The sequence below is a fragment of the Hydrogenophaga crocea genome, assembly GCF_011388215.1.
GTDB classification, from domain to species: Bacteria; Pseudomonadota; Gammaproteobacteria; order Burkholderiales; family Burkholderiaceae_C; genus Hydrogenophaga; species Hydrogenophaga crocea.
Genome location: NZ_CP049989.1, coordinates 2,435,020 through 2,457,491 on the forward strand (window position 1 = coordinate 2,435,020; position 22,472 = coordinate 2,457,491).

At 62.0% G+C, this 22,472-nt stretch carries 19 protein-coding genes and 1 pseudogene; 13 read left to right on the forward strand and 7 right to left on the reverse strand.

The window, feature by feature from the left end; translation table 11 throughout:
* Positions 1–17 precede the first annotated feature (17 nt).
* The 3 genes and pseudogenes from G9Q37_RS11520 to G9Q37_RS11530 all read right to left on the reverse strand — a co-directional run.
* Positions 18–635 (reverse strand): annotated as a pseudogene (locus G9Q37_RS11520) (beta/alpha barrel domain-containing protein); the annotation flags it as partial.
* A gap of 137 nt (positions 636–772) precedes the next feature.
* Positions 773–1,585: a cysteine hydrolase family protein gene (locus G9Q37_RS11525; RefSeq protein WP_166227332.1), complete on the reverse strand. Its 813-nt coding sequence runs from the start codon at positions 1,583–1,585 to the stop codon at positions 773–775.
* Position 1,586: 1 nt separating this feature from the next.
* Positions 1,587–2,336 (reverse strand): NUDIX hydrolase, encoded by a 750-nt coding sequence (locus G9Q37_RS11530; protein ID WP_166227333.1) that lies wholly within the window; start codon positions 2,334–2,336, stop codon positions 1,587–1,589.
* Positions 2,337–2,409: 73 nt separating this feature from the next.
* Here G9Q37_RS11530 and G9Q37_RS11535 point away from each other — a divergent pair, with 73 nt between their 5' ends.
* From G9Q37_RS11535 to G9Q37_RS22030, 13 genes are all read left to right on the forward strand, one after another.
* A complete protein-coding gene (locus G9Q37_RS11535) occupies positions 2,410–3,462 on the forward strand; it encodes an SPFH domain-containing protein (RefSeq protein ID WP_166227334.1) in 1,053 nt (350 codons plus the stop codon).
* Positions 3,459–4,397: a diacylglycerol kinase catalytic domain-containing protein gene (locus G9Q37_RS11540; RefSeq protein ID WP_166227335.1), complete on the forward strand. Its 939-nt coding sequence runs from the start codon at positions 3,459–3,461 to the stop codon at positions 4,395–4,397. The genes G9Q37_RS11535 and G9Q37_RS11540 overlap by 4 nt, the downstream gene beginning before the upstream one ends.
* Before the next feature lie 136 nt (positions 4,398–4,533).
* On the forward strand, positions 4,534–5,253 hold the full coding sequence (locus G9Q37_RS11545) for a DUF1643 domain-containing protein (protein WP_166227336.1): 720 nt from the start codon (positions 4,534–4,536) through the stop codon (positions 5,251–5,253).
* 41 nt (positions 5,254–5,294) lie between these two features.
* Entirely contained in the window at positions 5,295–6,137 is an 843-nt protein-coding gene (locus G9Q37_RS11550; RefSeq protein WP_166227337.1) for an OST-HTH/LOTUS domain-containing protein, read from the forward strand.
* 327 nt (positions 6,138–6,464) lie between these two features.
* Positions 6,465–8,198: an AAA family ATPase gene (locus G9Q37_RS11555; protein ID WP_166227338.1), complete on the forward strand. Its 1,734-nt coding sequence runs from the start codon at positions 6,465–6,467 to the stop codon at positions 8,196–8,198.
* Positions 8,199–8,219: 21 nt separating this feature from the next.
* The gene (locus tag G9Q37_RS11560) at positions 8,220–8,570 is read left to right on the forward strand and encodes a hypothetical protein (protein WP_166227339.1); all 351 of its coding nucleotides are present in this window, start codon (positions 8,220–8,222) and stop codon (positions 8,568–8,570) included.
* Between the two features lie 108 nt (positions 8,571–8,678).
* Positions 8,679–8,915 carry a hypothetical protein gene (locus G9Q37_RS11565; RefSeq protein WP_166227340.1) on the forward strand — a complete coding sequence of 79 codons (237 nt, stop codon included), beginning with the start codon at positions 8,679–8,681 and terminating at the stop codon, positions 8,913–8,915.
* A gap of 183 nt (positions 8,916–9,098) precedes the next feature.
* The gene (locus tag G9Q37_RS22020; protein ID WP_205710641.1) at positions 9,099–9,329 is read left to right on the forward strand and encodes a DNA-binding protein; all 231 of its coding nucleotides are present in this window, start codon (positions 9,099–9,101) and stop codon (positions 9,327–9,329) included.
* 217 nt (positions 9,330–9,546) lie between these two features.
* Positions 9,547–10,206, forward strand: coding sequence for a TnsA endonuclease N-terminal domain-containing protein (locus G9Q37_RS11575; RefSeq protein WP_166227341.1), 660 nt, complete (start codon positions 9,547–9,549; stop codon positions 10,204–10,206).
* Complete coding sequence (locus G9Q37_RS11580) at positions 10,172–12,130, forward strand: DNA-binding domain-containing protein (RefSeq protein ID WP_166227342.1); 1,959 nt, start codon at positions 10,172–10,174, stop codon at positions 12,128–12,130. Before G9Q37_RS11575 ends, G9Q37_RS11580 begins: the two co-directional genes overlap by 35 nt.
* Positions 12,131–12,132: 2 nt before the next feature.
* Positions 12,133–13,104 carry a TniB family NTP-binding protein gene (locus G9Q37_RS11585; protein WP_166227343.1) on the forward strand — a complete coding sequence of 324 codons (972 nt, stop codon included), beginning with the start codon at positions 12,133–12,135 and terminating at the stop codon, positions 13,102–13,104.
* A 46-nt stretch (positions 13,105–13,150) separates the two neighbouring features.
* Complete coding sequence (locus tag G9Q37_RS22025) at positions 13,151–14,056, forward strand: TniQ family protein (protein WP_166227344.1); 906 nt, start codon at positions 13,151–13,153, stop codon at positions 14,054–14,056.
* 10 nt (positions 14,057–14,066) lie between these two features.
* Positions 14,067–14,882, forward strand: coding sequence for a TniQ family protein (locus G9Q37_RS22030; RefSeq protein ID WP_166227345.1), 816 nt, complete (start codon positions 14,067–14,069; stop codon positions 14,880–14,882).
* Between the two features lie 349 nt (positions 14,883–15,231).
* On the opposite strand, the gene G9Q37_RS11600 is transcribed toward G9Q37_RS22030, so the two are convergent.
* The 4 genes from G9Q37_RS11600 to G9Q37_RS11615 are packed head-to-tail and all read right to left on the reverse strand — an operon-like array spanning position 15,232 to position 22,358.
* Positions 15,232–16,494, reverse strand: a complete 1,263-nt coding sequence (locus tag G9Q37_RS11600) for a DUF2220 domain-containing protein (RefSeq protein WP_240936372.1) — start codon at positions 16,492–16,494, stop codon at positions 15,232–15,234.
* 2 nt (positions 16,495–16,496) lie between these two features.
* Positions 16,497–20,201, reverse strand: coding sequence for an SbcC/MukB-like Walker B domain-containing protein (locus G9Q37_RS11605; protein ID WP_166227346.1), 3,705 nt, complete (start codon positions 20,199–20,201; stop codon positions 16,497–16,499).
* Positions 20,198–20,899, reverse strand: coding sequence for a DUF4194 domain-containing protein (locus tag G9Q37_RS11610; protein WP_166227347.1), 702 nt, complete (start codon positions 20,897–20,899; stop codon positions 20,198–20,200). The genes G9Q37_RS11605 and G9Q37_RS11610 overlap by 4 nt, the downstream gene beginning before the upstream one ends.
* Positions 20,900–20,906: 7 nt before the next feature.
* On the reverse strand, positions 20,907–22,358 hold the full coding sequence (locus tag G9Q37_RS11615; protein ID WP_166227348.1) for a Wadjet anti-phage system protein JetA family protein: 1,452 nt from the start codon (positions 22,356–22,358) through the stop codon (positions 20,907–20,909).
* Between the last annotated feature and the right edge of the window lie 114 nt (positions 22,359–22,472).

Here is a 22,472-nt window from a genome sequence, read left to right on the forward strand (position 1 = left end):
TTTCGAGGGGACTTCAACTCGTGCGCCATGGTGCCGATGGGCACCAGGCCGTACTTCTTCGCCAGGTACACGTTGGACGTTCCCTTGAAGTACCCGGGCACTTCGTGCGCCAGCGTGGCCACCACCTCTTCCTGCCAGGCGGCAGAGAAGCGGCGCCGCACGCCGAAATCGAAGAACTCGAAGGGGTGCTGCCGCTGGATGCCACGATCGCCGAATTCGCGCAGCCGCGCGATCTTGACCCGCAGGCGGCGCCGGCCTTCATTCAGTGTGTCGGGGGTGGCGAGCCGGCGGAAGTACACCTCGTTCACGATGGCGAGCACGAAGATCTCGAACAGCATCACATGGATCTGCGGGCCCCGGGCCACGATGCTCAGCGCATCGCCCGCGGCCGCCACCGTGATGTAGCGCTGTTGCAGGTGGAAGATGCGCAGGAAGTCGACGAAATCCGACTTGATGTAGCGCAGGCCGCCCAGGTAGGCCAATTCGTCTTCGCTGAAGCGCAAGGAACACAGGTGCTCGATCTGGCGCTGCACCTCGTCACGCAGTTCGCTCAGGGGGTAGGCGGGCTGGTTGCGGCAGACGAAGCGGTACTCGGCTTGGTTGGCCGGCATGGAATGCAGCAGGGGCTGCAGCATGGTGAACTTGTAGAGGTCGGTGCCCAGCAGCGACGTCACGACGGGTGTGAACCCCGCGGATCTGTCGGCCGAGTGCACAGCCCGGGCGGTGGTGTCGATGGGTTGGCCCATGGAGTTCTCCGGAGGGGAATGCAGTGTCAAGCCAGAGACCGGGCGAACGCCTCGACGCTCATCACCTGGGTGCCCGCCGCGCGAGCACGCTCGAACAGCGCCTCGGCCAGCGGCTCGAAGCCGTGCACCGGGCTCATGCAGTCGCGCAGCAGTACCACGCGTGGCGCGGCGGGCTCGTGCGCCAGGAAGCGCATGAACGGGTCATAGCTGGCCGCCACACAGTGGCTCGAGGCCTGGCCTGCGATCGCGATCACGTCGGCCGATGTGGCGAGCGAACTGGCCAGCGCGGTGTTGAACTGCGTGGCTGGCACCGAGGCCACCGGCGCATCGGCCTCGAACACGCCGAAGTGTTCGGTGAGCGGGTATTCGCCCTTGAGCACCTTGGTGATGGCGCGCTGGTGGGCCAGCTCCCAGGCCGCGAGCGCGCGCGCCACGTCGGCGTGGATGTTGTGGCCCCAAGTGCCGGTGACGCAGTGCACCGGCCACACCACCATTCCGGCTTTGCCGGCGGCGGCCAGTTGTTCCAGCATGCCCAGCACCTGAAGCGTGAGGCCGGCGTCCCTGGGCCGGTAGACACCGGAGCTGACATGGTCCGCGGTGATGAAGGTGAACGGTGGCACCGCTTGACCGTCCGGACCGAGCCAGAAGGTGGTGCGTTCGACCGCCACGCTGGCGTGCGAATCGAGCGTGACCGTGATGCCGCTCAGGCGCGGCAGATTCGATTCGACGAACCCGGCCAGGCGGCGCAGGTCGGCGTGGGCGCCGGCCACCGGCAGCGCCGCGCCCTCGATGTCGCAGAAGTCATTCTGCGGGTCGATGATCAGCAGGTGGGTTCGCATGTCAGTCCCTTGATGATGGCGTCTCGATGGCGCGAAAGGTGCGCGGGAACACGGCGGCGCGCTCACGATCGAGCACCCGGTAGCCCATGGCCGTGCGCCCCGCACCCCCTTCGATCGAGCCAGTCTCAGCCAGGAACTGTGCGTCGAGCATGCGCTTTCGGAACGCGCTCTTGTCCATGGGCCGGCCCAACACGATCTCGTAGGTACGCTGCAGCTGCGGCAGGGTGAACGGCTCGCTCAGCAAAAACGCGGGCAGCGAGGTGTACTCCACCTTCCCGCGCAGCCGCTCCACCGCCGCCGCCAGGATCTCTGCGTGGTCGAAGGCGAGGCGCTTGCGCAAGGCGGCTTCCACCTCTACCCACTGCGACGCCTCAGACCCGGGGGCCCCATCGTTTGGCGGTGGTGGCACCAGCGCGAAATAGACGTGCGTGGCACACCAGCCTCGCGGATCACGGCTCGCGCTGCCCCAGCTGCCGAGCTGCTCCAGGTAGGGCGCCTCAAAGCCGGTCTTCTCTTCCAGCTTGCGCAGGGCGCAGTCGTAGAGGCTCGCATCCAGCGCCACGTTGATGAAGCCGCCGGGCAAGGCCATGCGGCCCGGGAAGGGGTCGCTCGCCGTGTCCGGACGGCGCACCAGCAGCACCTGCAGCTGCTCGTCCCTGACGGTGAAGATCACGACATCGACTGTGACCAGCGGTCGCTCGAAGTCGGGTGCGTGTACCGGTGCGCGCGGTGTGGGTTTTCTGGTGACCATGCTTGACATCTCCTGTCTGGGTTGTACTATACAACTCATAAGGTTGTACTGTGCAACTTACAAGGAGCCTCAAATGCTTGGTATCCGCTTCATCAAATCGCAGCCCACCACCCACCTCATGCAGTTCCGCGGGGGCAAGCTGGTGCGCCAGGGGGCCGGGCTGTCCTTCTTTTACTACGCGCCCACCACCTCGCTGGTGGCGGTGCCGATCGCCAGCCGCGACGCTGGCTTCATGCTGGAGCTGGTCACCAGCGACTTCCAGGGCGTGACGGTGCAGGGCGAGGTCACCTACCGGGTGGGCGACCCGGGCCGCATCTACAAGATGATGGACTTCTCGCTGGAGGCCGACGGTGTCACCTACGCCTCGGAGGATCCCGAGCGCCTGCAGGACCGGGTGGTCATGCAGGTGCGCGCCATCGTGCAGCAGGTGATCCAGGCGCTGCCGCTGCGCAACGCCCTCAAGGCCACGGCCGAGGTGGCCCGGGCGGTGCAGGAGCAGCTGGGCAAGCAGCCCGAGGTGCAGGCGCTGGGCCTGGAGATCCTGGGGGTGGCGGTCGTGGCCATCAAGCCCACGCCCGACATTGCCCGAGCGCTGGAGGCCGAAGCCCGCGAGGCCAACCTCAAGGCGGCCGATGACGCCATCTCGCAGCGGCGCATGGCCGGCGTGCAGAACGAACGGGCGATCCGCCAGAACGAGCTGGACACCGAGATCGCGGTGGAGGTGAAAAAGCGCGAGATCCAGGAAACGCAGATGGAGGCCCGGGCCGCGGCCATGCGGCGCCAGAACGAGTTGCGCGCCGAGCAGATGAGCGCCGACATCGTGCTGGAGAACCAGCGCAAGGAGTTCGTGGCGAGCGCGGCCGAGAACACGCGCCAGGAGGCCGAGGCCCAGGCGCACAAGGTGCGCGCCGTGATGGACGCGCTGGAGAAGGCCGACCCCCGGGTGGTGCAGGCGCTGGCGGCCGTGGGCATGCAGCCCGGCCAGCTCATCGCCCAGGCCTTCGGCGGCATCGCCGAGCGAGCCGAGCGCATCGGCCAGCTCAACATGTCGCCCGAGTTGCTCAGCTCTTTGCTGGGTGCGGGCGGTGGCACCACCGGGGTTGCGGCGGCGCGGAGGCCGGTGTGACCACCGCCGCCAGCGATCGGCGGGTGGTGCTGGTGACGCGGCGCACTCGGTTGGACACCCTCATCGCACGCCACAACACGCTCGGGCAGGCGAAGTTCTATGTGGAGCACCTGGGGGCCGACTTCTCCGACTACCTCAAGGAGAGTGAAGCCTATGCGGCGAGCCTGCGGGTGACCGTGCAGGCACTGCAGGCCTGGGGGCGTTACCAGATCGTCGACCGCTCGCTGCTGGCCAACTTCGTCTTCGCGCCGAGCGACATCGTGGTGGCCCTGGGCCAGGACGGCCTGGTGGCCAACACGATGAAGTACCTCGAGGGCCAGCCGCTGGTGGGGCTCAACCCCGAGCCCTCCCGCTGGGACGGTGTGCTGCTGCCGTTCCAGCCGGCCGATCTCGCCGCCATCCTGCCGGGGGTGGCCGCCGAGCACCGCAACACCCGCTCTGTGACCATGGCCGAGGCGCGGCTGAGCGACGGCCAGGTGCTGCGCGCGGTGAACGATCTCTTCATCGGGCCGCGCAGCCACACCTCGGCGCTGTACGACCTCTCCTACGGCGGCCAGACCGAGTTCCAGTCGTCCTCGGGGCTCATCGTCTCCACCGGTCTGGGCTCCACCGCATGGCTCAAGAGCATCGTGACGGGCTCGCTGGCCATCGCGCGCAGCTTGGGCGCCAGCACTGATGAGGAGGACTACCAGCCCATGCCCTGGGAAGAACGAGCCCTTGTGTTCGCCGTGCGTGAGCCGTTCCCGACGCGGACCGCGAAGGCAACGCTGGTCCACGGGCGGGTATTGGCAGGCGAGCCGCTGCGGGTGCGCTCGCGGATGCCGGACAACGGCATCATCTTTTCCGACGGCATGGAGGCTGACTACCTCCAGTTCACCGCAGGGATGGAGGCCATCATTGCGCCTTCTGAAACGTGCGGCAGACTGGTACTCTGAGCCAGCGTCGAGCCACAAAGATCCGTATGCCCTGACGCTGCTTCAGGTCAGCAGAAGATCTCTCTGCAGGAGAACACACCGAACGAATGAGCGCCTAGAGGCAAGGCGAAAGCGGCGATAAGCCTTGAACGACCAAATGACCTTTGCTCCCATTGGAAAGTCCGCACTGGCGACAGATAAGGCTGGACTCGTACCGCACTTTCGGGTGGTCGGCCGCTTCTATGAACACCTTGGCACGAATGGGCTCTTTCCGTCCCGATCTGTGCTTGAGATTGCACGAGCGGCGCGAGATCCTGCCAGCGGCGCAACACCCTGGTCCGAAGCATGCGACGCGATATTTGTCATGATGAACCCGGGAAAATCAGAGCCGCTGACTGCGCAAGCTCCAACATCTCTAGCTGCTTCCCGGTTGGTTCCGACCGAACCCGACATGACGCAGTACCAGCTCATGCGCCTGATGCTTGCAATCGGATGGGGTCATGTGCGCGTGTTGAATCTTTCTGATCTGCGCGAAAAGGACAGCTCAAAGCTGCGCGGCCATGTGAAGCGCTTCGAAGCGCAGCACGGACACGATGGGCACTCCATCTTCTCCCCCATCCGTCAGAAAGAGCTCAGTGGGGCACTTCGTCGAAAGACCGGTGCGCCCATCTTCTTGGCCTGGGGTGTCAGTCCTTGGCTAAAGATCCTGGCCAGTCGTGCACTGTCCGTACTCAGCGAAACAGGTGCTCATGCAACAGTGGGGTGGCAGCACCCATTGCGATCATGGGCCTACTATCACCCGCTTCCCCGAAAAAAATCGATCGAGGTCATGTGGCGGCTCAAGGCCTTCGAGCTTCTGGCACTAGGCGCACTCTGAATGTTCGCCAGGTAGAGGGCCCCGAGCTACCATCACATTCGATGCCAGACGCCTTCAATCCTGTGTCTCAACATGAAGTCCAGCGGCAGCTTGGCCGCTGTCTGCTGCGGATTCAACAGTACGAGCGCCTGTTGAAGAGCATGCTCAGCCTGCATCGATTCGGGGAACCTGCCGATGAACTCCAGGCCATCCGCGAGAAGAACATCAAGCAATTTGGTGGGAAGACGCTTGGCCAGCTCGCCGAAGTGCTTTTTGACACTTTTGCAGTTCGCGAGGGTACCGAACACCCTGTCTTGGATGAATCCAGGATTGCTGGCGATCAGATGTTGATGTCCTTCCAGTTCCAGATGCAGATGAAGGAGGAAGGCCTGGATCGCATGCGATCAGCAGTTGAGGAGCTCGTGCGTCTGCGCAATGAACTCGTACACCACCTTATCGAGCGGTTCAATGTGTGGACAGATGCGGGGTGCGACGCTGCACTTCAGCACCTGAAGACCACCTACGCCGTCATTGATTCTCGCTACGTGGAGTTGTGTGAATGGGCCGAAAACTTGGACAAGGCGCGCGAGGCCGCTGCCGCCTTCGCTCAGGGCCCTGTTTTCACCGACTGGATAGTCAACGGCATCGCACCGGACGGATCCATCGATTGGCAGGGAGCGGGCATCGTCCGAGCACTACGGGAAGCCCTCAAGCTCATGGCGAACGACGGCTGGCTGCAGCTTGATGCTGCGAAGCGCTGGATGGCTGCGCACCACCCAGACCAAACCCCTGAGCGCTACGGGTGCAAGTCTTGGCCGCACGCACTACAAGAGTCCAAGGCGTTTCAGCTCGAGTACCGCCAGCACGAAGAAGAGCGCGTAGCGTGGTTTCGTGAACTGACTTGAGCGGGCATGACGCTCGTGTTGCGAACGTAGCGGACAGGTCAACGAGTTTGGGGAGAGCGACAAGCCGACCAACGGCTACGCGTGTACTTGCGGCCGTCAGGTCCCCTACAGATCAACAACTTGCGATTCCTCGCGGATATTTCATACACAAGCGGGTGCTGCGTAGACGATATTCGCGTGCAGATGCAGTGGCTTGACGCGCCCGTTCGCGTGCGGAACAGTACGCCCACGGCGGGCCTCAAGGCCCATTTCCGTTGCTCTCCGACAGCCGCCCGCCTTGCTCCCAGGCCCGCAGCTTGAACCGCAACTTCACTTGCGGAGAGCAGCATGGATACCAAAGACGCGACCTGTGTGGCGATCCCCTCCAAGGATCGACTCTTGTGGCTCACTGAGTGGGCGCGCCAGCGGGGCGCAACGCATCCCGCTTTCGATTTCAATACCGACGATGCGCTGAGCGGGCCGTTCGTACGCATCGTATTGGGAATCGACCCGGATAGAACGCCCGAGAGCCGGGCAGCCGCACTGCTCGGCTTCTCCAGTCACCTGAAACGCCACCTCGAAGAGGTTCCCTCGCGCGCGCAGTTCGCTGCAGACCTGCGACGTGTGCTACCCCGGGGGCTCGCGATCGAGGAGATGCATGCGTATGTTCACGTGTACTACGCCCTACATGAACATCGAGCCGAGACCGCATCACTGAGGCATGGGTCGCACACTGGCTTCGAGCTCACGTTCAAGGGGGAGCCTGTGGCCACCGCCCAGACCATGGGCATCGCGAGCACCGTACTCGATGAGGCCTATGGCCTGCTCGTGAGCATGAGCAGATCCGACTTCGACGCCATGAGTCGCTTTACGCGGCTGCGGGCTGCTGAGCTGCTGTTGACCTACTTCCTCCACGGTACTGGGCGCGTACAGAGTTGGACCATCGAGGATCGCCGTCAGCTTTTGATGTCAGAGGGTTGTCGGATCTGGCGACTGCTCAATCCACAAGACTTCTTTCGGCTGGAGAGTGGCGCGACGCAGGCCGTGCCATTGCGTGATGCCGCGCTACTGGCCGTGGTTGATCGCCTGGCGTCAGAAGACAAAGTGCCGCGCACGGCAGTACCGTCCGGCAATGCCGGCCATGACGATCTCGGGCGCTCTGAGCCGACGCAGAGGAAGAGGGGTGATTCGCCATTTCCGATGCACGTCGTGATCCCAGGCGACATCCCTCCTGCCAGGGACGCCGACGATTCCGCAAAGATCAACCGCTATCGGCCTCTGCAGGGGCCTCTGGCAGTCGAGTTATTGCCTGACCTGACCAGCCTGTCAGCCATTCAGCAGCGGCTGGAAGATGAGTTTCCCTGGGCGCGCGGCGCCGTCGGCGAGGTGCTCGGCGAACTGCGACTGAAGCGTCGATGTGGGGCGCTGAGATGTCGGCTCACACCAGTTTTGATTGCTGGCGGCCCGGGTGTTGGCAAAACCCGGTTTGCCCGACGACTCGCTGAGGAACTCAATCTGGGCTTCCGGGCGATCAATGTCGGGGGCATGCACGACTCGAACGCGCTCCTTGGCACCAGCCGAGGGTGGTCAACCGGCCAGCCCTCACCATTACTCGATCTGCTTCTTCAATCGCAGAGCGCCTCGGGGTTGGTGCTCCTGGATGAAGTGGAGAAGGCTGCAAACAACACCGTCAATAGCCCGCCGATTGCGAGCGCCCTGCTGGGTCTTTTGGAGCCTGAATCCAACCGCAATTGGTACGACCTTTTTCTGCAGACCGAGTGCGATCTGTCCATGATGAGCTTCATCCTGACATGCAACTCGCTGCAGTCGCTTTCGAAGCCGCTGCTGTCTCGTTGCCGCCTGGTGTACTTCGATCAACCGAAGCGCGAGCACATTGAGGCGGTGGTACCCCACGCGCTCAGCGATCTCGCTCGCGAATGGGGGCTGCCTCAGGACGTCTTCTTGGGCTATGAGTTGATGGTGCGTGCGCTGCCAGTGGGCAGCATGCGCGAACTCAAGGCGGTGCTGACGTATCAGCTCAAGTCAGAGCTGATCGCGGGCCAATCGAAGTGGCTTCAATGAACCCCTGCATGGAGCGCAGTCATGTCAACCGAACAAACCAAGACGATCCCGGACGATTTTCCGAGGCAAGGCTCATTGGGTGGAGTCAGCGGAGTGCAGACCAAGTTGCTGGCCCGAAAGATCGACGGCAGGTTTCTGGCAGGGCCGACGGAAGCTGAGTTCTACGCACGATTCGACAACTGTGCGGACCTAGTGGTCCAACTGACGGAGTACATCCGGCGCAAGTTGGCTTCGATGCCGGGTACGTCGGTTGAGGATTTGTTGCCACGTGTGCGCCAAGCAGTCGAGTTGAAGAGCTGGGACGTCTCTCGAGCTGAGATGGACTGGATCTTCACGAAGATTGCCCGAGAGCTAGGCGCCGAGTCGCCATAGGCAACCCACCATCATGTGGTGGTCACGCGTTCAGGCCGCTTTGCTCACGTGACCGTTGACCAATCCAGGCTGATATTCACGAGCGCCCGATGCTGCCCACGAGCCTGAATGCCTGATCCGCCCTTCGCCGCTCAAGGGTGCACGCTCACTCGCAGCTTCACCAACCGCGAGCGGATCTTCTTGCACTCCGTTCCCAAGGCGTCAGCCGTCAAGCGTGCCACGCCTGCCCCTTTGCGATACGTCTCAGCAGATCGAGTTAGCCTATTTGATATCTTAATCGCCGTGTTCGTCGGCACAATGATGATTAGTGCACTCATCAAAAGCAGAATTGAATTAGATATCTGATACGCACACCGAATTTATTCGATATCTGATACGCCCCGCGGCGGTCAGTCGACGACGCCCAACACGGCTCCCTCGTCAACAGGCTTTGACCGCAGGCTGCATGACCCGCGTACGACCGTGATTTGCATTTTTAGGTCGGCCTTGCTAGCATCTTTGGAATTCGTTGGAATTCCCGAGCGACCAATGCCAAAGCCTCTGACCCCAATCACCCGAACCGCAGACGCCGTACGAAGCGAGTTTGCAGAGCGGGGCATCACTATTCGAGACTGGGCCCGAAGTGAGGGCTTCTCGGACAAGCTGGTCTATTACGTATTGACAGGGAAACGCATACCCCGGCGCGGCACCAGCTATCGGATCGCCCTTGCTCTGGGGATGCGCGCGCCACAGCCAAGTGCCTCAATCACCACGAAATGAGTCATTAAGCACTAAATCAACGACTGCTTGCCCCCTGCCACCACCACACACAAGGAGATCCTATGACATAAAAAAAGCCGATCAATCTTTCGACTGACCGGCCGGAGTGCTGATAAAAATCAGCTAGCACCGTCAGTTTCCTCCAGCGCTCCCCGGTTGTCAAGCACAACTCCCTTTGTTGTTACAGAGGGCCAGCACGTTATCGCCTGGAGAAAACATGGCTCGATCCGCCAGGAAAGTGGTTACCCGATCGCCTGCCAGATCGGTTCGCTTAATCAATCTCCCCCACCTGCAATCAGAGGCTATTGAGGCAGAGTCGTCTGTCGAGCGCGATTTCGCCCATCTGGCAGCGCTCTACCCATTTACGAGGCGAATCCTGCACCAGCCATTTCGACTGGACTTGGACGACCGTAAGTACACACCGGACTTCTTGGTGGAATTCGATGACCGAAGCAGCATCGTCATTGAAGTCAAGGTGGAGTCGAAACTGGAGAGGTTTGAGTCCGTGTATCAGGCAGCGAAGGCAAAACTCGCGGCCCACGGTGTGTGCTTGAAGATCGCACACGACCAGATGATTCGAACAGAGGGCCGCGCGGAACGCGCACTGCTCATTCGCAGGTACAGCAAGGACCACTGCAATGAGGGCGAGGCGCAGGCCATTCTTGGTTTGGCGCAAGAAAGCCAGACCGGCGTGCGCATGAGCGAGTTGTTGTCACGCGGCTTCGCCCTACCAACGATTTATCACCTGATTGCTCGTCGCCGAATGTGCACGGACAGCGCACTGGACATAAGCCGCGGCGCAGTACTCGCCAGCATCAACAACCTCATCACGGAGGGTCGTCATGCAGATCACTTTGATCGCTGGCTTGATGCTTAAGCATGGCACGAGAGTGCTGGAGGTTGTGAGGGAGCTCGAAGATGGCGAGTTCATACTGGAAGACGTTCTCACGCGAAGACCTCATTCACTTACGCGCACCGAACTGCTGAAGAGGATCTACGCGAACCAGCTCGTGGTTGTTTCTGGCGATCGGCAGCTCCCAGGCGAACGCCCGATACTGACAAACGCCGTAGTCGACCTGACCACCCTGTCAGAGGGCGAACGGAATCGGTTGGAGAAGCGGCTTGCATACGTCAAGGCAGCGCACCGGATGCGAGTTACTCGCGGGCAACGCAAGCGGATTTCGAAGCTGATTGAAAGCGTGGCGATGCGCCTTGGAGATCAAGAACCGCCCTCTGCATCGGCACTCATGCTGTGGCTCAAGAACTATGAGAAGAGCTCCCGTAACCCACTTGCGCTGGTCGACAGGCACCGGTTTCGCAAAGCGGTCAAACGCCTTTCATCAGTGGTCGAGGCGCTGGTTTGGAGGACTCTCAAGCGCCACTACTTCACCAAGGACAGACACACGCTCAAGCATGCCTACAACCAGCTGACGCTGGGACTGAAAGAAGCTGTCAGTGAGGGAGCAATTCCTGCAGAAGAGGCACAAGTCAGCATTGCCACCCTTCATCGGCGAGTCAAGGATGTCGACCTGTATCAGCGAGTGGCCTCGCGGGAAGGAGCCGCTCGGGCTCGCATGGTGTGTAGAACCGCCTTTCCTGACGGCGTGGCGGAGTACCCACTGCAGCGCGTGGAGATCGATCACACGCCGCTGAACTGGGTAGTTATTTGCGACCGCACGGGGCTTCCACTGGGTCGGCCAACCTTGACGGTCATGATCGACGCTTACTCAGGCTACATCCTTGGCTTTTACATCAGCTTCTACGGACCGGGATTGACATCCGTGGCGGGAGTTGTCCGCAACGCGGTCATGCCCAAGGACGAACTGACCACCGGCCTTGGGTTGACCTCTCGCTGGATCGCACATGGTCTCGGAGACGAATGGGTGATCGACAACGGTCTTGAATTCCATAGCTTTGGGTTCAAGGCAATGGCTATGGCACTGGGCGTCGATGTCATGTACTGCCGGGTCCGCACCCCCTGGCTGAAACCCCATGTGGAGCGCTTCTTTTCAGGATTGAACACATTGACTCTGGTAAAAGGTCGGGTCAGTCGGGTGACACCAAACATCGTACGCATCGACCCATACAAGGATGCGGCCATCACCTTCAGCGACCTCGTACGTGGACTTCTCCAGTATGTGACTGACGTCTACCCACATCAGCCTAACTGGAGAAAGATGGCAACACCGTACGAGCTGTATGCCGACGGAGTTGAACGCTGCCCGCCCGCTCGATATCCCGGGAGCTTCTCGCAGTTCATGCTCGCGTCGGGAATGTCACAGATGCTGACGTTCTCGCAGGGAGGCCTCCAGATGCTCGGCCTTCCCTACGGCTCATATGATTTCCAACCCATGGCCGACAAGTATGGCACCGGCTACAAGGTACTGTGCAAATGGGATCCTGATGACATCTCAATGCTCCATGTCCAGACTCCCGACAAGCGCTGGATTGAGGCGCAATGCAGATGGTCTACATACGCTCAGGGCCTGAGCTTCAACCAGCATCGCCTGATCCGCAACTTCAACAAGAAGCAGCTTCAGGCCCCGGATCGTGAAGAGCAGTTGCTTCTAGCGCAGCAGCGCCTGCATGAGCATTGGCTGGACTCAACAGTTCTTCGCAAACGCCAAGACGCGCTACTGGCAGCACGCTCACAGGACTTCACCTCTGCAAAGGTTCTCTCCTGGTCAGAGCGAAGCAACACATGGAGGCCTGATCCCCTGCCCGCGAACAGACTCATTGCTGCAGAGGAGATTACTTACGCGGAACACGAAGTCCCGAGTTTCGACTCTTTCAGGTTCTGACCATGGCCAAAGACATACCTGAGTTCACCCATTCCCCGCGTCTCGACGGCATATCGGACAACGCGCCGGAGGGCCTTGAGCGGTGGATGAAAACATACTCCGTGGAGGCGGTCCGCGTCGGAATCGAGGTAGACAGGCTCATTGTCCGTCATCCCGGTTACGTTAGTGCGTTGAAATGTGTCGATCGTCTGTTTCAGCTCGGAACCGAGATGGAAACACCGCACGGCGCAAGGATCATTGGCAGTTCGGGGACTGGCAAGGCTGCTTTGCTTAGGTACTTCGTCCGATCCGTACCTCGTTCATCGCTGTTTTCCCAAGGCTTGGGGGTGATAGCACTACGAGTGCCTGCCAGGCCGAGAACCGGCGAGTTCATTGGCCACCTCTTGAGATTGACAAGGTACCCCTTCGTCATCGGATCTGCGAAGCAGCTCTACCAGAAGCGGCCACTGGTAGCAGAAGCACTGAAGGGCGTCGGTACCAGACTCATTTGGCTACGCAAGGCCGAGAACCTTATGGAGTCTGAAGCACCGCGAATGTCTCACGGGGAGAGCAAAAGCAGCATGGAGGTCATCGACTTCCTACTTGAGCTTGTAGACGAAAGTCAGGTCAGTCTCGTTCTGAGCGGTTCTGAGGCTCTAGAAAAACTTGATGCCGTCTCAGCCGAGCTCGCGGCTCGTACACCCACCATCGAGCGCCTGACGTCTTTTCCAGACGATGTCTCCTGGCTTGGCTTCGTTCGTTCCTTCGTCGATGGTTGCAAGCCGTTCGACTTGACTTTTCTCAAGGACCCAAGGGTTGCCAAGCGACTGCACATGGCGAGCAATGGAAACCTGCGGCAGTTCAAGCAGTTGATCACGGAAGCCACGATGCTCGCCGTAAACCAGAATCTGCTGACACTAAACCAGAAGCTGATGTCAGAGGCTTACACGGCGGTCTGGGGTACAGCCTCACCACGGAGCAATCCGTTTGCTTGATTCGAGGTTTCCCGTCCGTAGAGGCCCATACCCGGGCGAGTCAGGGTTGGGCTTCTGCCTGCGATCAGCCTCTGAAAACGTATCCTCCCTCAGTCAGATTCGCAGACTGCTGGGCGTAGGTGAGAACGAACAGTTCAAGCAATCACATGCGGCTCGCCTAAGTCGGCTCACCGGCGCCTCAGAAGCGTGGCTGATTTATGCACTACCGGAGCGCGCAGGCAAGGGGGCAGGTAGACGATACCGATGCTATGGGCACGCATTCCGCACGCCGACCGCGCTGCGAGCGAGAAACCCGCAGGTGTGTCCACTCTGTATCCACCACCACGGATACGCCATGGCCGTCTGGGACCTTGGTATGTCGACGACATGCCTTGAGCACGGCATTTGTCTGGTAGACCAGTGCCCTACGTGTCACCGATTGCTGCGCTGGGATCGACCGAGTCTCCTTTGGGGGCACTGCGCTCACGCAATCTCTGCCAACTTTATCGGCGCCGAAGCCCCAGGAGTGACAAGATCCTTTCAAGCTTTGATAGAGACCTCATTCAAAAAGGAGAGCACGAATTCACTCCTTGAAGAGTTCCAGCTGCCACGATGGTTGGATGGGCTGTCGCCAAGCGGGTGGACCGACCTCATGCTGGCCTTTGGCACCATTGAAGAAAGATTTCAGGTACCCGCGGACGGCACCTACACCCGACTCCATCGCAGCGAGAGTGCGCTTTCTATCGTGACACGGGGCTTTGAACGCTTGATGACTTGGGCGAGAACCTGCGCGTCACCATCAACGATCACTGATCTCATCGCATTCGCTCCGCTCCAAGGGCTGCTGCTAGAACCTGCCGGTGATGCAGATCTCCAGATAGGTCAACGCCTATGCGAAGCCGTCTACGGCGTGGATATTTCACAGAAGCTTCGTACAAGAAACCCAGCGCTAGCTCAAATGAGCTTGTTTTAGGACAGCTGCCTTGCCACTCGTAGGCGTTCCGTTCCCCGGTACTCACGAGAGCCCCGCATCATGGCTCTCGCGCCTGGCTCTCACTCAGGGTGCGACCATCAAAGAGGTCTACTCGTATTTGGGCATTCAAACTAAAGAGGACTGTGATGTTGTCTTCACTGGGCATCGGCTCAGACGGATCTGTCAGCTTACTGAACTACCCATAGGGTGTTTCTCATTTGTCCAACACATGTCAGTTGGGGTTCGCCAGGTCGACAAGTACGGACATGAGCTCTTCTTGCGCCATGATGGTCAACCGCGCTATAGATTCTGCAGCGCATGCCTTGCCACGTCCAAGTTCAAGCTCTTCCCTCTGCACTGGCGCTTCAAGGCGTGGCGATGGTGCCCCAAGCACATGTCGATGATGACCGACAAGTGCCCTCACTGCAAATCCCTCGTTCTGCTCCCGGGCGAACTGCTTACCGCGGGTCGAAAGAAGGAGGGTGTTGACCACCTCGCGCACTGTCTTACTTGCGCGGGGAAGCTCACTGTGAACTGGAGGCAAACCATCGGTACCTTCAGTTTTTCGCTGCTGACCCCCTGGGAGGAAGTAGTGCTCAAGAACGGTCGCGCGACCTTGGCGGCGTTACTGCATCGGAAAGTGCGTATTGAGGGAAACCCAGCGCACTTTTCGCTGGGAGGTCTGCGCCGAGTAATGAAGATGGGGATCCTTCCGCATGACCATTTCACCCTCGATCACGATGAGATGCTCCGTCGACGATCAAAGGCTGAGGAGCTGGGAATGCTGCTAAAGCAGACGCAAGGGGTGAGCGAGACCAAATGCTAACGACTGCCCAATCCCTGCCCGATTTCACATGCCTCAGAGTCACTTCTGCTGGGGTGTCAAGGCAACTGAGCTAGCCTAGTCTGTTTAGTAGCCCAGGCGACAGCTCCCATGGTCAACCAGCAAGAGCGCAGCGGCCTCGGACATTGGACGTCCAGGGCCGAACTGCGGCTCCCGGTCGATTGCAGCTGTCTGTGCTGCTGGAATCTGGCCACTCATTGACTTCAGGGTCTAAATAGCCACCAACAGAGCGACGACTGCTAGCCGGCAGCACGCCAACGCGCTGGGGACAGTCCCGTCCTCTAACGGCATGCGCGCGCTGCGTTGAATACAGTGTCGTAGTATGCACAGATCATCGGCCTAGCCCATCGACACCGCTGAGCTCAAAAGCCTCCTGGTCGATGAAGCGCTCGGTGCTGCGCAGCAGCGGGAGCAATTCGTTGTCTGCGTAGGAACAACCCGTGTGTCCAGGATCCGTTTGCTGGGCTTTGGCAGCCAACTCCGGTTGATGGCCTGCACCGGTCGCCAGCAGCCTCGCAAGTTGATCGTAGCCTGGGCGCCAGGCGACAGCTTGAGGAAACACCTCGCGCAGGCTTGCAAGAATCTGCATACCCGCATGGTCGAGGTCGCCGAAAAAGTACACGGGTACTACCCGCGAACCTTCCGACTTGTCTTCCTGTTTATGGAAAAGCCAGCTCTCGATCTCCGGTAATGACGTGGTGGGCGCTGGTGCGCGCAGGTATAGGCGACACCCGGCCCGAGAACGCAACCTGCGGGCGCTGCCCCGGAAACCCGCTGCATAGACAAGCAAGCTGCCCGCCCAGGCAGTGGCACGTGCGTCGGCCATGTGTTCGAAGGTCACAAGGTTCTCAATGAACAGCACGTCCTTGAATGCGCGGCCACCGGCATCACTGCTGCTGAGGTTTGGAATCCAGCGCGGCGGCGCCAGCAGCAACTGGATCGGGGCCTCGTAAAACTGACCAGAGGTCGCCCCGAGCAGCCTCAGCAGTTCCTCGCGGTGGTCCAACACTTTGGAACGTCCCTGGAAGGCGCGTGCAGAGGCTTCGCGCAGGGCCATCGCTTGACCCGTCTGGCACAAACTGGTCAAGGTGGCGAGGCTGTGGGTGGCCTCTTCCACAGGAAGTCCTTCCACATGGACCAATGGGCTTCGGGCTAAATGGTCCAACACGGCGGCCGGTTCGTCTGGTGACTCCATGGGATTCGCTGCCCAGTGTGCGGTCAAATGCAGGCGCCATTGCTGCCGCCAACCCTGGGCCTGTGGGGTGTAACCGGCCCACTTAGCCAGGGCGTCGAAATCACAAAGTTCCAGCCTAGGTTTTCGGTCGACGAAGCCAGCGAACGCGCGAGGCGCTTCCAGTAGTAACGCGACCCAGTGCGTGGAACAAAGGTCGTCGAGTTGCATTCGCAGCAACTGAATCTGGTCGGCATTCACGGCATCGTGCAACTCTGGCGCAGCCTTTCGGTCCAGCGGCAGTCGGACTGGCCCCTGGGCCATGCTGCGATCAGCCTTGGCTAGGAGCAACCGGGCTAGGCGCAGCAAGAAGGGATGCTGCGAAGGCGGGTCGGTCGACATAGACGATTCGGGTTCGGCCATGATCAGGGCGAGGGCCTGCGTTCATCCTGGCCTACGTGGACATCTTCGGCCGTCGGCCCCAGGGGCTGCTCTCGGGCCTGTTGAGCAATCCATTCGGCGCGAGCGGCCTCGCGGGCCTGATCGGCATGCGCCTCCCACAGCCGGGCAAGCGCTGTGCGGTTGAGAGTCTTTTCCTGCGCATCGCTGATAAAAAGTTCCTGCCCATCGCGCCGCGCCATCACCTTCGAGAAGGTGAACTCCTTGTCAAACTCTGGCTTGACCGCGCCCGACTTGGAGGTGGGCATCGCCACGACGAGCTGCAGCCCCAGCGTCCGCGACAGGAACTGGAGCACGTTGCGCGAACGTGTTTCATCCATCTTGGAGAACGCCTCGTCGCTGAGCATCAATCGCAGGGCAGGCGCCTCGCGACGGTCGCGGCCGAAGTGCCCGAGCGCATGGGCCAACACGGCCGAGCGCACCACGTAGAACGGCGTTTCCAGTTCGCCGCCGGAGCCTGTGCCCCAGGTTGACAGGCGTGTCGTGCCCACCGGGCTGGTGCGCACGATGTCGTAGCGCCTGTAGTTTCGGTAGTCGGCCAGTTCGCGCAGCGCGCGTTCGCTGGCACCCTGGTCGTTGGCCAGCAGCAGGCGGCGGATTTCCTCAGCGGTGGCGCGCTGCTCGTCGTTGAGCCGGGGCGAGGTGAAGATGGAGCCGCGGTCATGCTCCAGCCCTTCGACCGCACTCTCCACCGCCTCGAAGAACTCCTGCACCTTCTGCATGCGCGGCACCCAGTCCCAATCCAGTCGGAAGCTGTCGTGGCCGAAGCGGATGTCCTGCAGATGGCGGTTGAGCCGCTGCAGGGTGAGGGCCCCCTGCTTGACATCGTCGCGCACTTTGAAGCAGAAGCTACTGGTGAAGACGTGGTTGAACTGGCCTTCTGCCTCGCGCAGGGCGCGCGCGTTGTCGGCCAGGCCAATGGCGCGCTGGCGCTGGGCCTGCTCGGCGATGGCGGCGCGGGTGCGCTCGACCAGGGGGAGCAGTTCTTCCAGCCGGTCCACGCTGCGCGGCGGGTCGATCCAGGCGAAGCGCTCGCTGTCGTCGCGCGCGCCGGACAGGTAGCTGCCCACGGCCTGGGCCACTTCTCGCAAGGTGCGAGGCAAGACTTCGCGCAGGCTCTGCACGCGGTGGCGCAACGCATCCAGACTGGTTTCATGCTCGGCCGCCAGTGCCTGGGCCTCGTCCAGCAGTTGGGGCTCGGTGGCCAGGGTGGGCACGGCCCCTGCGAAGCGCGAGGCCCATACCGTGGCGTTGTTACAGGCGATGTCGAGATCGGGCAGGCGTTCGGCCAGGGCCTTCTCGCGGCGGCGCAGTTCCCCCAGTTCCTTGTCAGTGGCGCCGACTTGCTTCAGCTCCTCGTTGCGCTGACCGGTGACGTTGCCGATGCGAGTCTTCAGCTCTGTCTGCTCGGCCAGCAACTCGTCGATGGCCGACAGGTCCAGCGCCTTGAGCGCCTGCTCTGCATGGGCGTGATGAGCCTGGCTTTCCAGCACGGCGAGTACCAACGGCGTCAGCGGCGTGAACACGGGGCCATTGAACATGCGGGTGATCGCCAGCAGCGACTGGCGCAGAGCCTCCATTGCACGGGACTCCGACGCCAGCCGCTTCAGTTCGTCCTCGCACCACCGCCGGCGCCGCTGGCGCGCGGCTTCGCCGAAGGCCAGTTCGCCATCGGGCGCGCGGCAAGCGAACATGCCGTAGCCCCGGCTGCCAAGGCCTTCTTCCATCAGGCCCTGCGGGGTGCGGGCCAGTTCCTCTTCGGTGTCCACCTTGCGCACGCGGCCGTACTGCGCCATCAGGAACGCTTGCGCCACCGGGTGCTGGCAGACCAGCTCATGCAGCACGGCCCGGGCTTCCAACTGGCGGCCCTCGGTGTCTTCCATCGCCTTGCGGCCCTGCACGACCTTGGGTGAGCGCACGCGGTAGTGCTGCTTGACCAGCCGGGCACACCGCGCTTCCATGCCGGCCTCGACAATGATGGCGAAGCGATCGCCCCCCATGTAGCCCTCGATCGCGTTCTGCCAAGAGCTGCCGGATCGGGGCTCCACCAGTTGAGCCAGCAGGTGGGGGCGGGCCGAGGGGATTTCCTGCTCGATGAGCGCCACCGCGTCGTGCGCATCCTTCGGACCTTGGGCTCGGCCGGACTGCAGGCGGCGCAATTCGGCATCGCGCTGCTCGGTGTCGTCTTTGACTTGGTTCAACCGCATGCCCACGTCGGTCAAGGCTTGCAGCACCGCCCCTTGTACCGAGGCATCGCCATCGTGGATGCCCTGGCGCAGGGCGGCCAGTTGTGCGTCGAAGGCTTCCAGCTCGAAGGCAGGCAACTCCACGTTCAGAACGCCATCGCGCGCGTAGGCTTTGGCCATGGCGGGCCAGGGCTGGAGGATTTGCTGCGCGGCAGGACGCAGGGCCTCCACCGCAGCAGCCAGGGCCGGCACGGCCGACAGGTCCAGGGCCAGCAGTTGTTCGAGCTGCACAGCCATCCCGCCGATGCCGCGCACTGCCTCCTGCACGCGGCCCCAGTGCAGGCGGAACTGGTCGGCTTGCAGTCGGATCTGGTTCTCCAGTGCCTGCTTCTCGCGTGCCACGTCGCTGTCGTCCAGGCGCTTTTCCACCCCGCGCAGTTGTTCGCGCAACTGGGTTTCCTGCGCTTCGAGCGAGGCCAGCTTCTCCTGCAGTTGCGCCTGCTTCCTGTCCTGCGTGGCGACTTGGCGCAGCACGGATGCCAGTTCATCCTGGGTCTCGCTGCGCGTGCGCAGGGCATGGGCGATGGTGGTGGTGACGAAACGCCGCGCCTCGTCCAGCACCTGGTCGGCGCTGGCCTGGGCGACGTTGAGCCGCTCCAGATTCAGCGCCAGGCGCTCGGCCTCCAGCTTCAGGCCGGCGATGGAGCGCATCAGCTCGCGCATCTTGTCCAGGTCCTTGCTGAAGTCGTGCGGCTCCAGGATTTCGTCGCGCACCAGGTCGTTGACGTTGCCCAGTTCCTTGTAGGCCATGGCCTTGACGAGCGACTTGGCCGCGCGCGTGGCGTCGTGCTCGCCCACCGCGGTCTTGCCCATCAGCGCGCCGTACAAGTGCTGCAGGTAGCCGCCCTTGTCGGGGAAGCGTTGCACCAGCGCGCCGGACTTGCCGGCATCGGCTTGCAGGCGGTGCTGGAGCTGCACGTACAGCTCCTTGAGCGGCAATGGCGATGCGCCGAGCACCTCGCCTGCGCGGCGGGCCAGGTGGTCCAGCGACATCGGGCGGCGCACGATGAAGAACTGAGGTGAACCTTGCAGTACGGCGCGCCGGCCGTCCTCGAAAGCCTCCACCCCCACCAGCGCGGTGAAAGGCTCGGCCTGCTCGCCCGCCTGTTCGGAGGACTCAAACACGATGCCGGCATAGCTGGTCGAGCGGGCGCGCAGGAACACGCCGTCAGCCTGCTGCCCGAGAGAGTAGGCGGCCAGCGTGCGCGGCTCCTTGCCGCCACGCCGGCTCTGCGTTGATTCGTCCTGGCCGATGTTGAACTGCACCACGTGCTGATGCGCGGCAGTCAGAACGGTCTGGATGGCATCGAGCAGCGTGGACTTGCCCGAGCCGGATTCACCCGTCAGCAACACGGCGTCGGCGAAGATCCATTCGCGGTCCTCCAGTGAGCCCCAGTGCCAGGTGAGCAGCTTGGCGATCTTCATGCACCGTCCTCGGATGCCGATTCAGCAACCGGCGAGGCAGTGGATGAAGCGGGCATCTTGCGCCCCACCAGCCGCAAGGCCTCTTCCAGGGCCTCATCGCTGACGAAGCTCATCACCGGCCGCAGCACGGCCAGCCCCATCTGCATGTCTCCGGCGTCATCACCCTCGACGAAATGCAGCACACGGTGTTTACGCAGTTCGCGCAACAGAACCATGCGCTCACTGGCCGCATTGGGTAGCTTGTGCGCCAACAGTGACACCACCGCTTGTGACAGCTCTTCCAGGCTAACGGCTAGGCGTTCGTCCACCAGTGGGCGGCGTCCGGTGAGCGCCTCGGTGTAGAGGAAACGCAGGGCGATCACCGCAGCCACGAAATCACGCGACAGTCGTGCGCGCAGGCGGCGCACGCCGTCCTCCCCGTCGTCACCACCGCCTTCGCCGGGTGGGTACAGCCGCAGCAGGCGGGCATCGCTGTCGTGGACCAGCACGAATCCGATGCAGGCAAACCATTCGCGCAACAACTGCTCGCATTGCATGGCGTCGTCGTACAGCGCGGCCTCGGGGCGGGAATGCTCGCGCCACACAACACCGCTGGCCAGCAAGCGCCCGGCCAACTCGGCGAAGCGTGTGGCATTGACGGTGGCAACGCCTTCGGTCGCCAGCCGCTGTTCGATGTATTGGGCCAGGGATTGCAGCATGGTGTGTTCAGTGCCTCCTACTAGTGCTGCTGGATATCTCGTCCATCCCATCCTGCGGTTCGACGCGCAACTCGTAGTCGTCGGCTTGGAAGTAGGTTGTTCTAACCTGGCCTGCCATCTTGCGGGCCTGTATCAGGCGACGCCCTTCGGCGGAACGTGCCGCGCCCACGGCATGCAGCACACGTACCGCGTCCTCGGCGGTGTCCACTGGCAATGCCGCCAGCGTGATGGGGCCACCCTGTAGGTGGGGCAAGAGGCCATGCAGCACCTGTTGATCGCTGAACGTGAAAGCCTCAGCTTCAGCCCGGCGCAGCAGAGCATTCAGGCGGCTGGTTTCATCCACAATCAGTGGTGCATGCGCAACGGCCTCAGATTCACGATCGCGCACGGTCCAACGCAGAACGCCACCGGGCAGGCGGATCTCGGCGGTGGCGAGGCGGCGGGCCAAAACGTCGAGCAGTCCTTCACGGGCGGGCTCTGGCTGTTCCTTCAGCCAGGCCATGGTGCGGCCCAGAGGAGACTCTGCACCATAGTCCAGGGATAGCGCCTGCCGCAGCAGGCTGGTGAATCGGCGCACGTAGTTGTTCATCTCCGAGCGCAGCATCGGCAGCTTCAGGCCGCAGGCAGCATCGACCATGCTCTCGATGCGATCAGCGAGCCACAGCAAGGGGCTGCGGCCCTGCGCCGTCTGTTCCAGCCAGGGTGCGCGCTGCAGCAGGTGGGCATCTACCCCGGCGCGTTGCTCGCCGTCGAGTGCGCGCACATCCTCCAGCGCTTCGTTGATCTGGCCGCGATGGCGCTCGGCCGAGTCGGCCACCAGGCGCACTGCGTACTCGCGCGCGAAGCGCTTCTCAATGAAATCATTGAACTCGTTCCATGCGATCTTCTGCGCCAGCGCCTCGCGCGTCAGGCTCTGGATCAAATGGCGGAAGTACTCAATGTCGTCCTGCAGGTCCTGCACCACGCGGCTGGCGAACTCGTGGGCGTCCAGCAGTTCATCGGCATCTCGGGTAGCGATGAAGGCCGCCAAGGCTTTGCGGGCCGAGCGCATGTTGCGCTGGCGGGTCTTGGCGCGCGAGTCGTCTAAGTTGGCGAAGGTTTCGCTGAAGGCCTTGCCTGCGCGACTGAGCTTGAGGGTTGGCCGTAGGTCAATGGGGTCACGGTAGTCTTCCAGCCAGCCATGCTCCTTGAGCTTGCGCAGCAGGTCGCTGGCGTAGGTACGCTCTTCCTCAGCGCGTACAGTTTGCCCGGCTTCGAAGGCCATATCCCGCATCGCTGGATTGGCCAGAGCATGCTGGATCACCTCCAGCACCAGCTCGCGGGTCAGCACCTCAGCATAGTCGGCGTTGGCTCCGTGCACGCGCTCGTGCAAGGCACGTAAGACGAACGAACACAGTTCTCGGTTCTCATGCGTGAGTGGGCGAAAGAAGTTCTCACGTGGAGGAATGAAGAACTGCATGCTCGGTATTCCGTCTTTAGCTCAAAAAGACTTTCACTCGTTGCACCAGATCGGCGGAGGTTGTACGAGTAGTTGGCATGGATACGATGCCTGTCATGGAGGTTGCTGCAACAG

Bases quoted from the DNA above. Each gene is read 5' to 3' on its own strand.
- G9Q37_RS11525 (WP_166227332.1), bottom strand. From the start codon at position 1,585: ATGCGAACCCACCTGCTGATCATCGACCCGCAGAATGACTTCTGCGAC.
- G9Q37_RS11530 (WP_166227333.1), bottom strand. From the start codon at position 2,336: ATGGTCACCAGAAAACCCACACCGCGCGCACCGGTACACGCACCCGAC.
- G9Q37_RS11535 (WP_166227334.1), top strand. From the start codon at position 2,410: ATGCTTGGTATCCGCTTCATCAAATCGCAGCCCACCACCCACCTCATG.
- G9Q37_RS11545 (WP_166227336.1), top strand. From the start codon at position 4,534: ATGACCTTTGCTCCCATTGGAAAGTCCGCACTGGCGACAGATAAGGCT.
- G9Q37_RS11550 (WP_166227337.1), top strand. From the start codon at position 5,295: ATGCCAGACGCCTTCAATCCTGTGTCTCAACATGAAGTCCAGCGGCAG.
- G9Q37_RS11555 (WP_166227338.1), top strand. From the start codon at position 6,465: ATGGATACCAAAGACGCGACCTGTGTGGCGATCCCCTCCAAGGATCGA.
- G9Q37_RS11560 (WP_166227339.1), top strand. From the start codon at position 8,220: ATGTCAACCGAACAAACCAAGACGATCCCGGACGATTTTCCGAGGCAA.
- G9Q37_RS11565 (WP_166227340.1), top strand. From the start codon at position 8,679: ATGCCTGATCCGCCCTTCGCCGCTCAAGGGTGCACGCTCACTCGCAGC.
- G9Q37_RS22020 (WP_205710641.1), top strand. From the start codon at position 9,099: ATGCCAAAGCCTCTGACCCCAATCACCCGAACCGCAGACGCCGTACGA.
- G9Q37_RS11575 (WP_166227341.1), top strand. From the start codon at position 9,547: ATGGCTCGATCCGCCAGGAAAGTGGTTACCCGATCGCCTGCCAGATCG.
- G9Q37_RS11580 (WP_166227342.1), top strand. From the start codon at position 10,172: ATGCAGATCACTTTGATCGCTGGCTTGATGCTTAAGCATGGCACGAGA.
- G9Q37_RS11585 (WP_166227343.1), top strand. From the start codon at position 12,133: ATGGCCAAAGACATACCTGAGTTCACCCATTCCCCGCGTCTCGACGGC.
- G9Q37_RS11600 (WP_240936372.1), bottom strand. From the start codon at position 16,494: ATGGCCGAACCCGAATCGTCTATGTCGACCGACCCGCCTTCGCAGCAT.
- G9Q37_RS11605 (WP_166227346.1), bottom strand. From the start codon at position 20,201: ATGAAGATCGCCAAGCTGCTCACCTGGCACTGGGGCTCACTGGAGGAC.
- G9Q37_RS11610 (WP_166227347.1), bottom strand. From the start codon at position 20,899: ATGCTGCAATCCCTGGCCCAATACATCGAACAGCGGCTGGCGACCGAA.
- G9Q37_RS11615 (WP_166227348.1), bottom strand. From the start codon at position 22,358: ATGCAGTTCTTCATTCCTCCACGTGAGAACTTCTTTCGCCCACTCACG.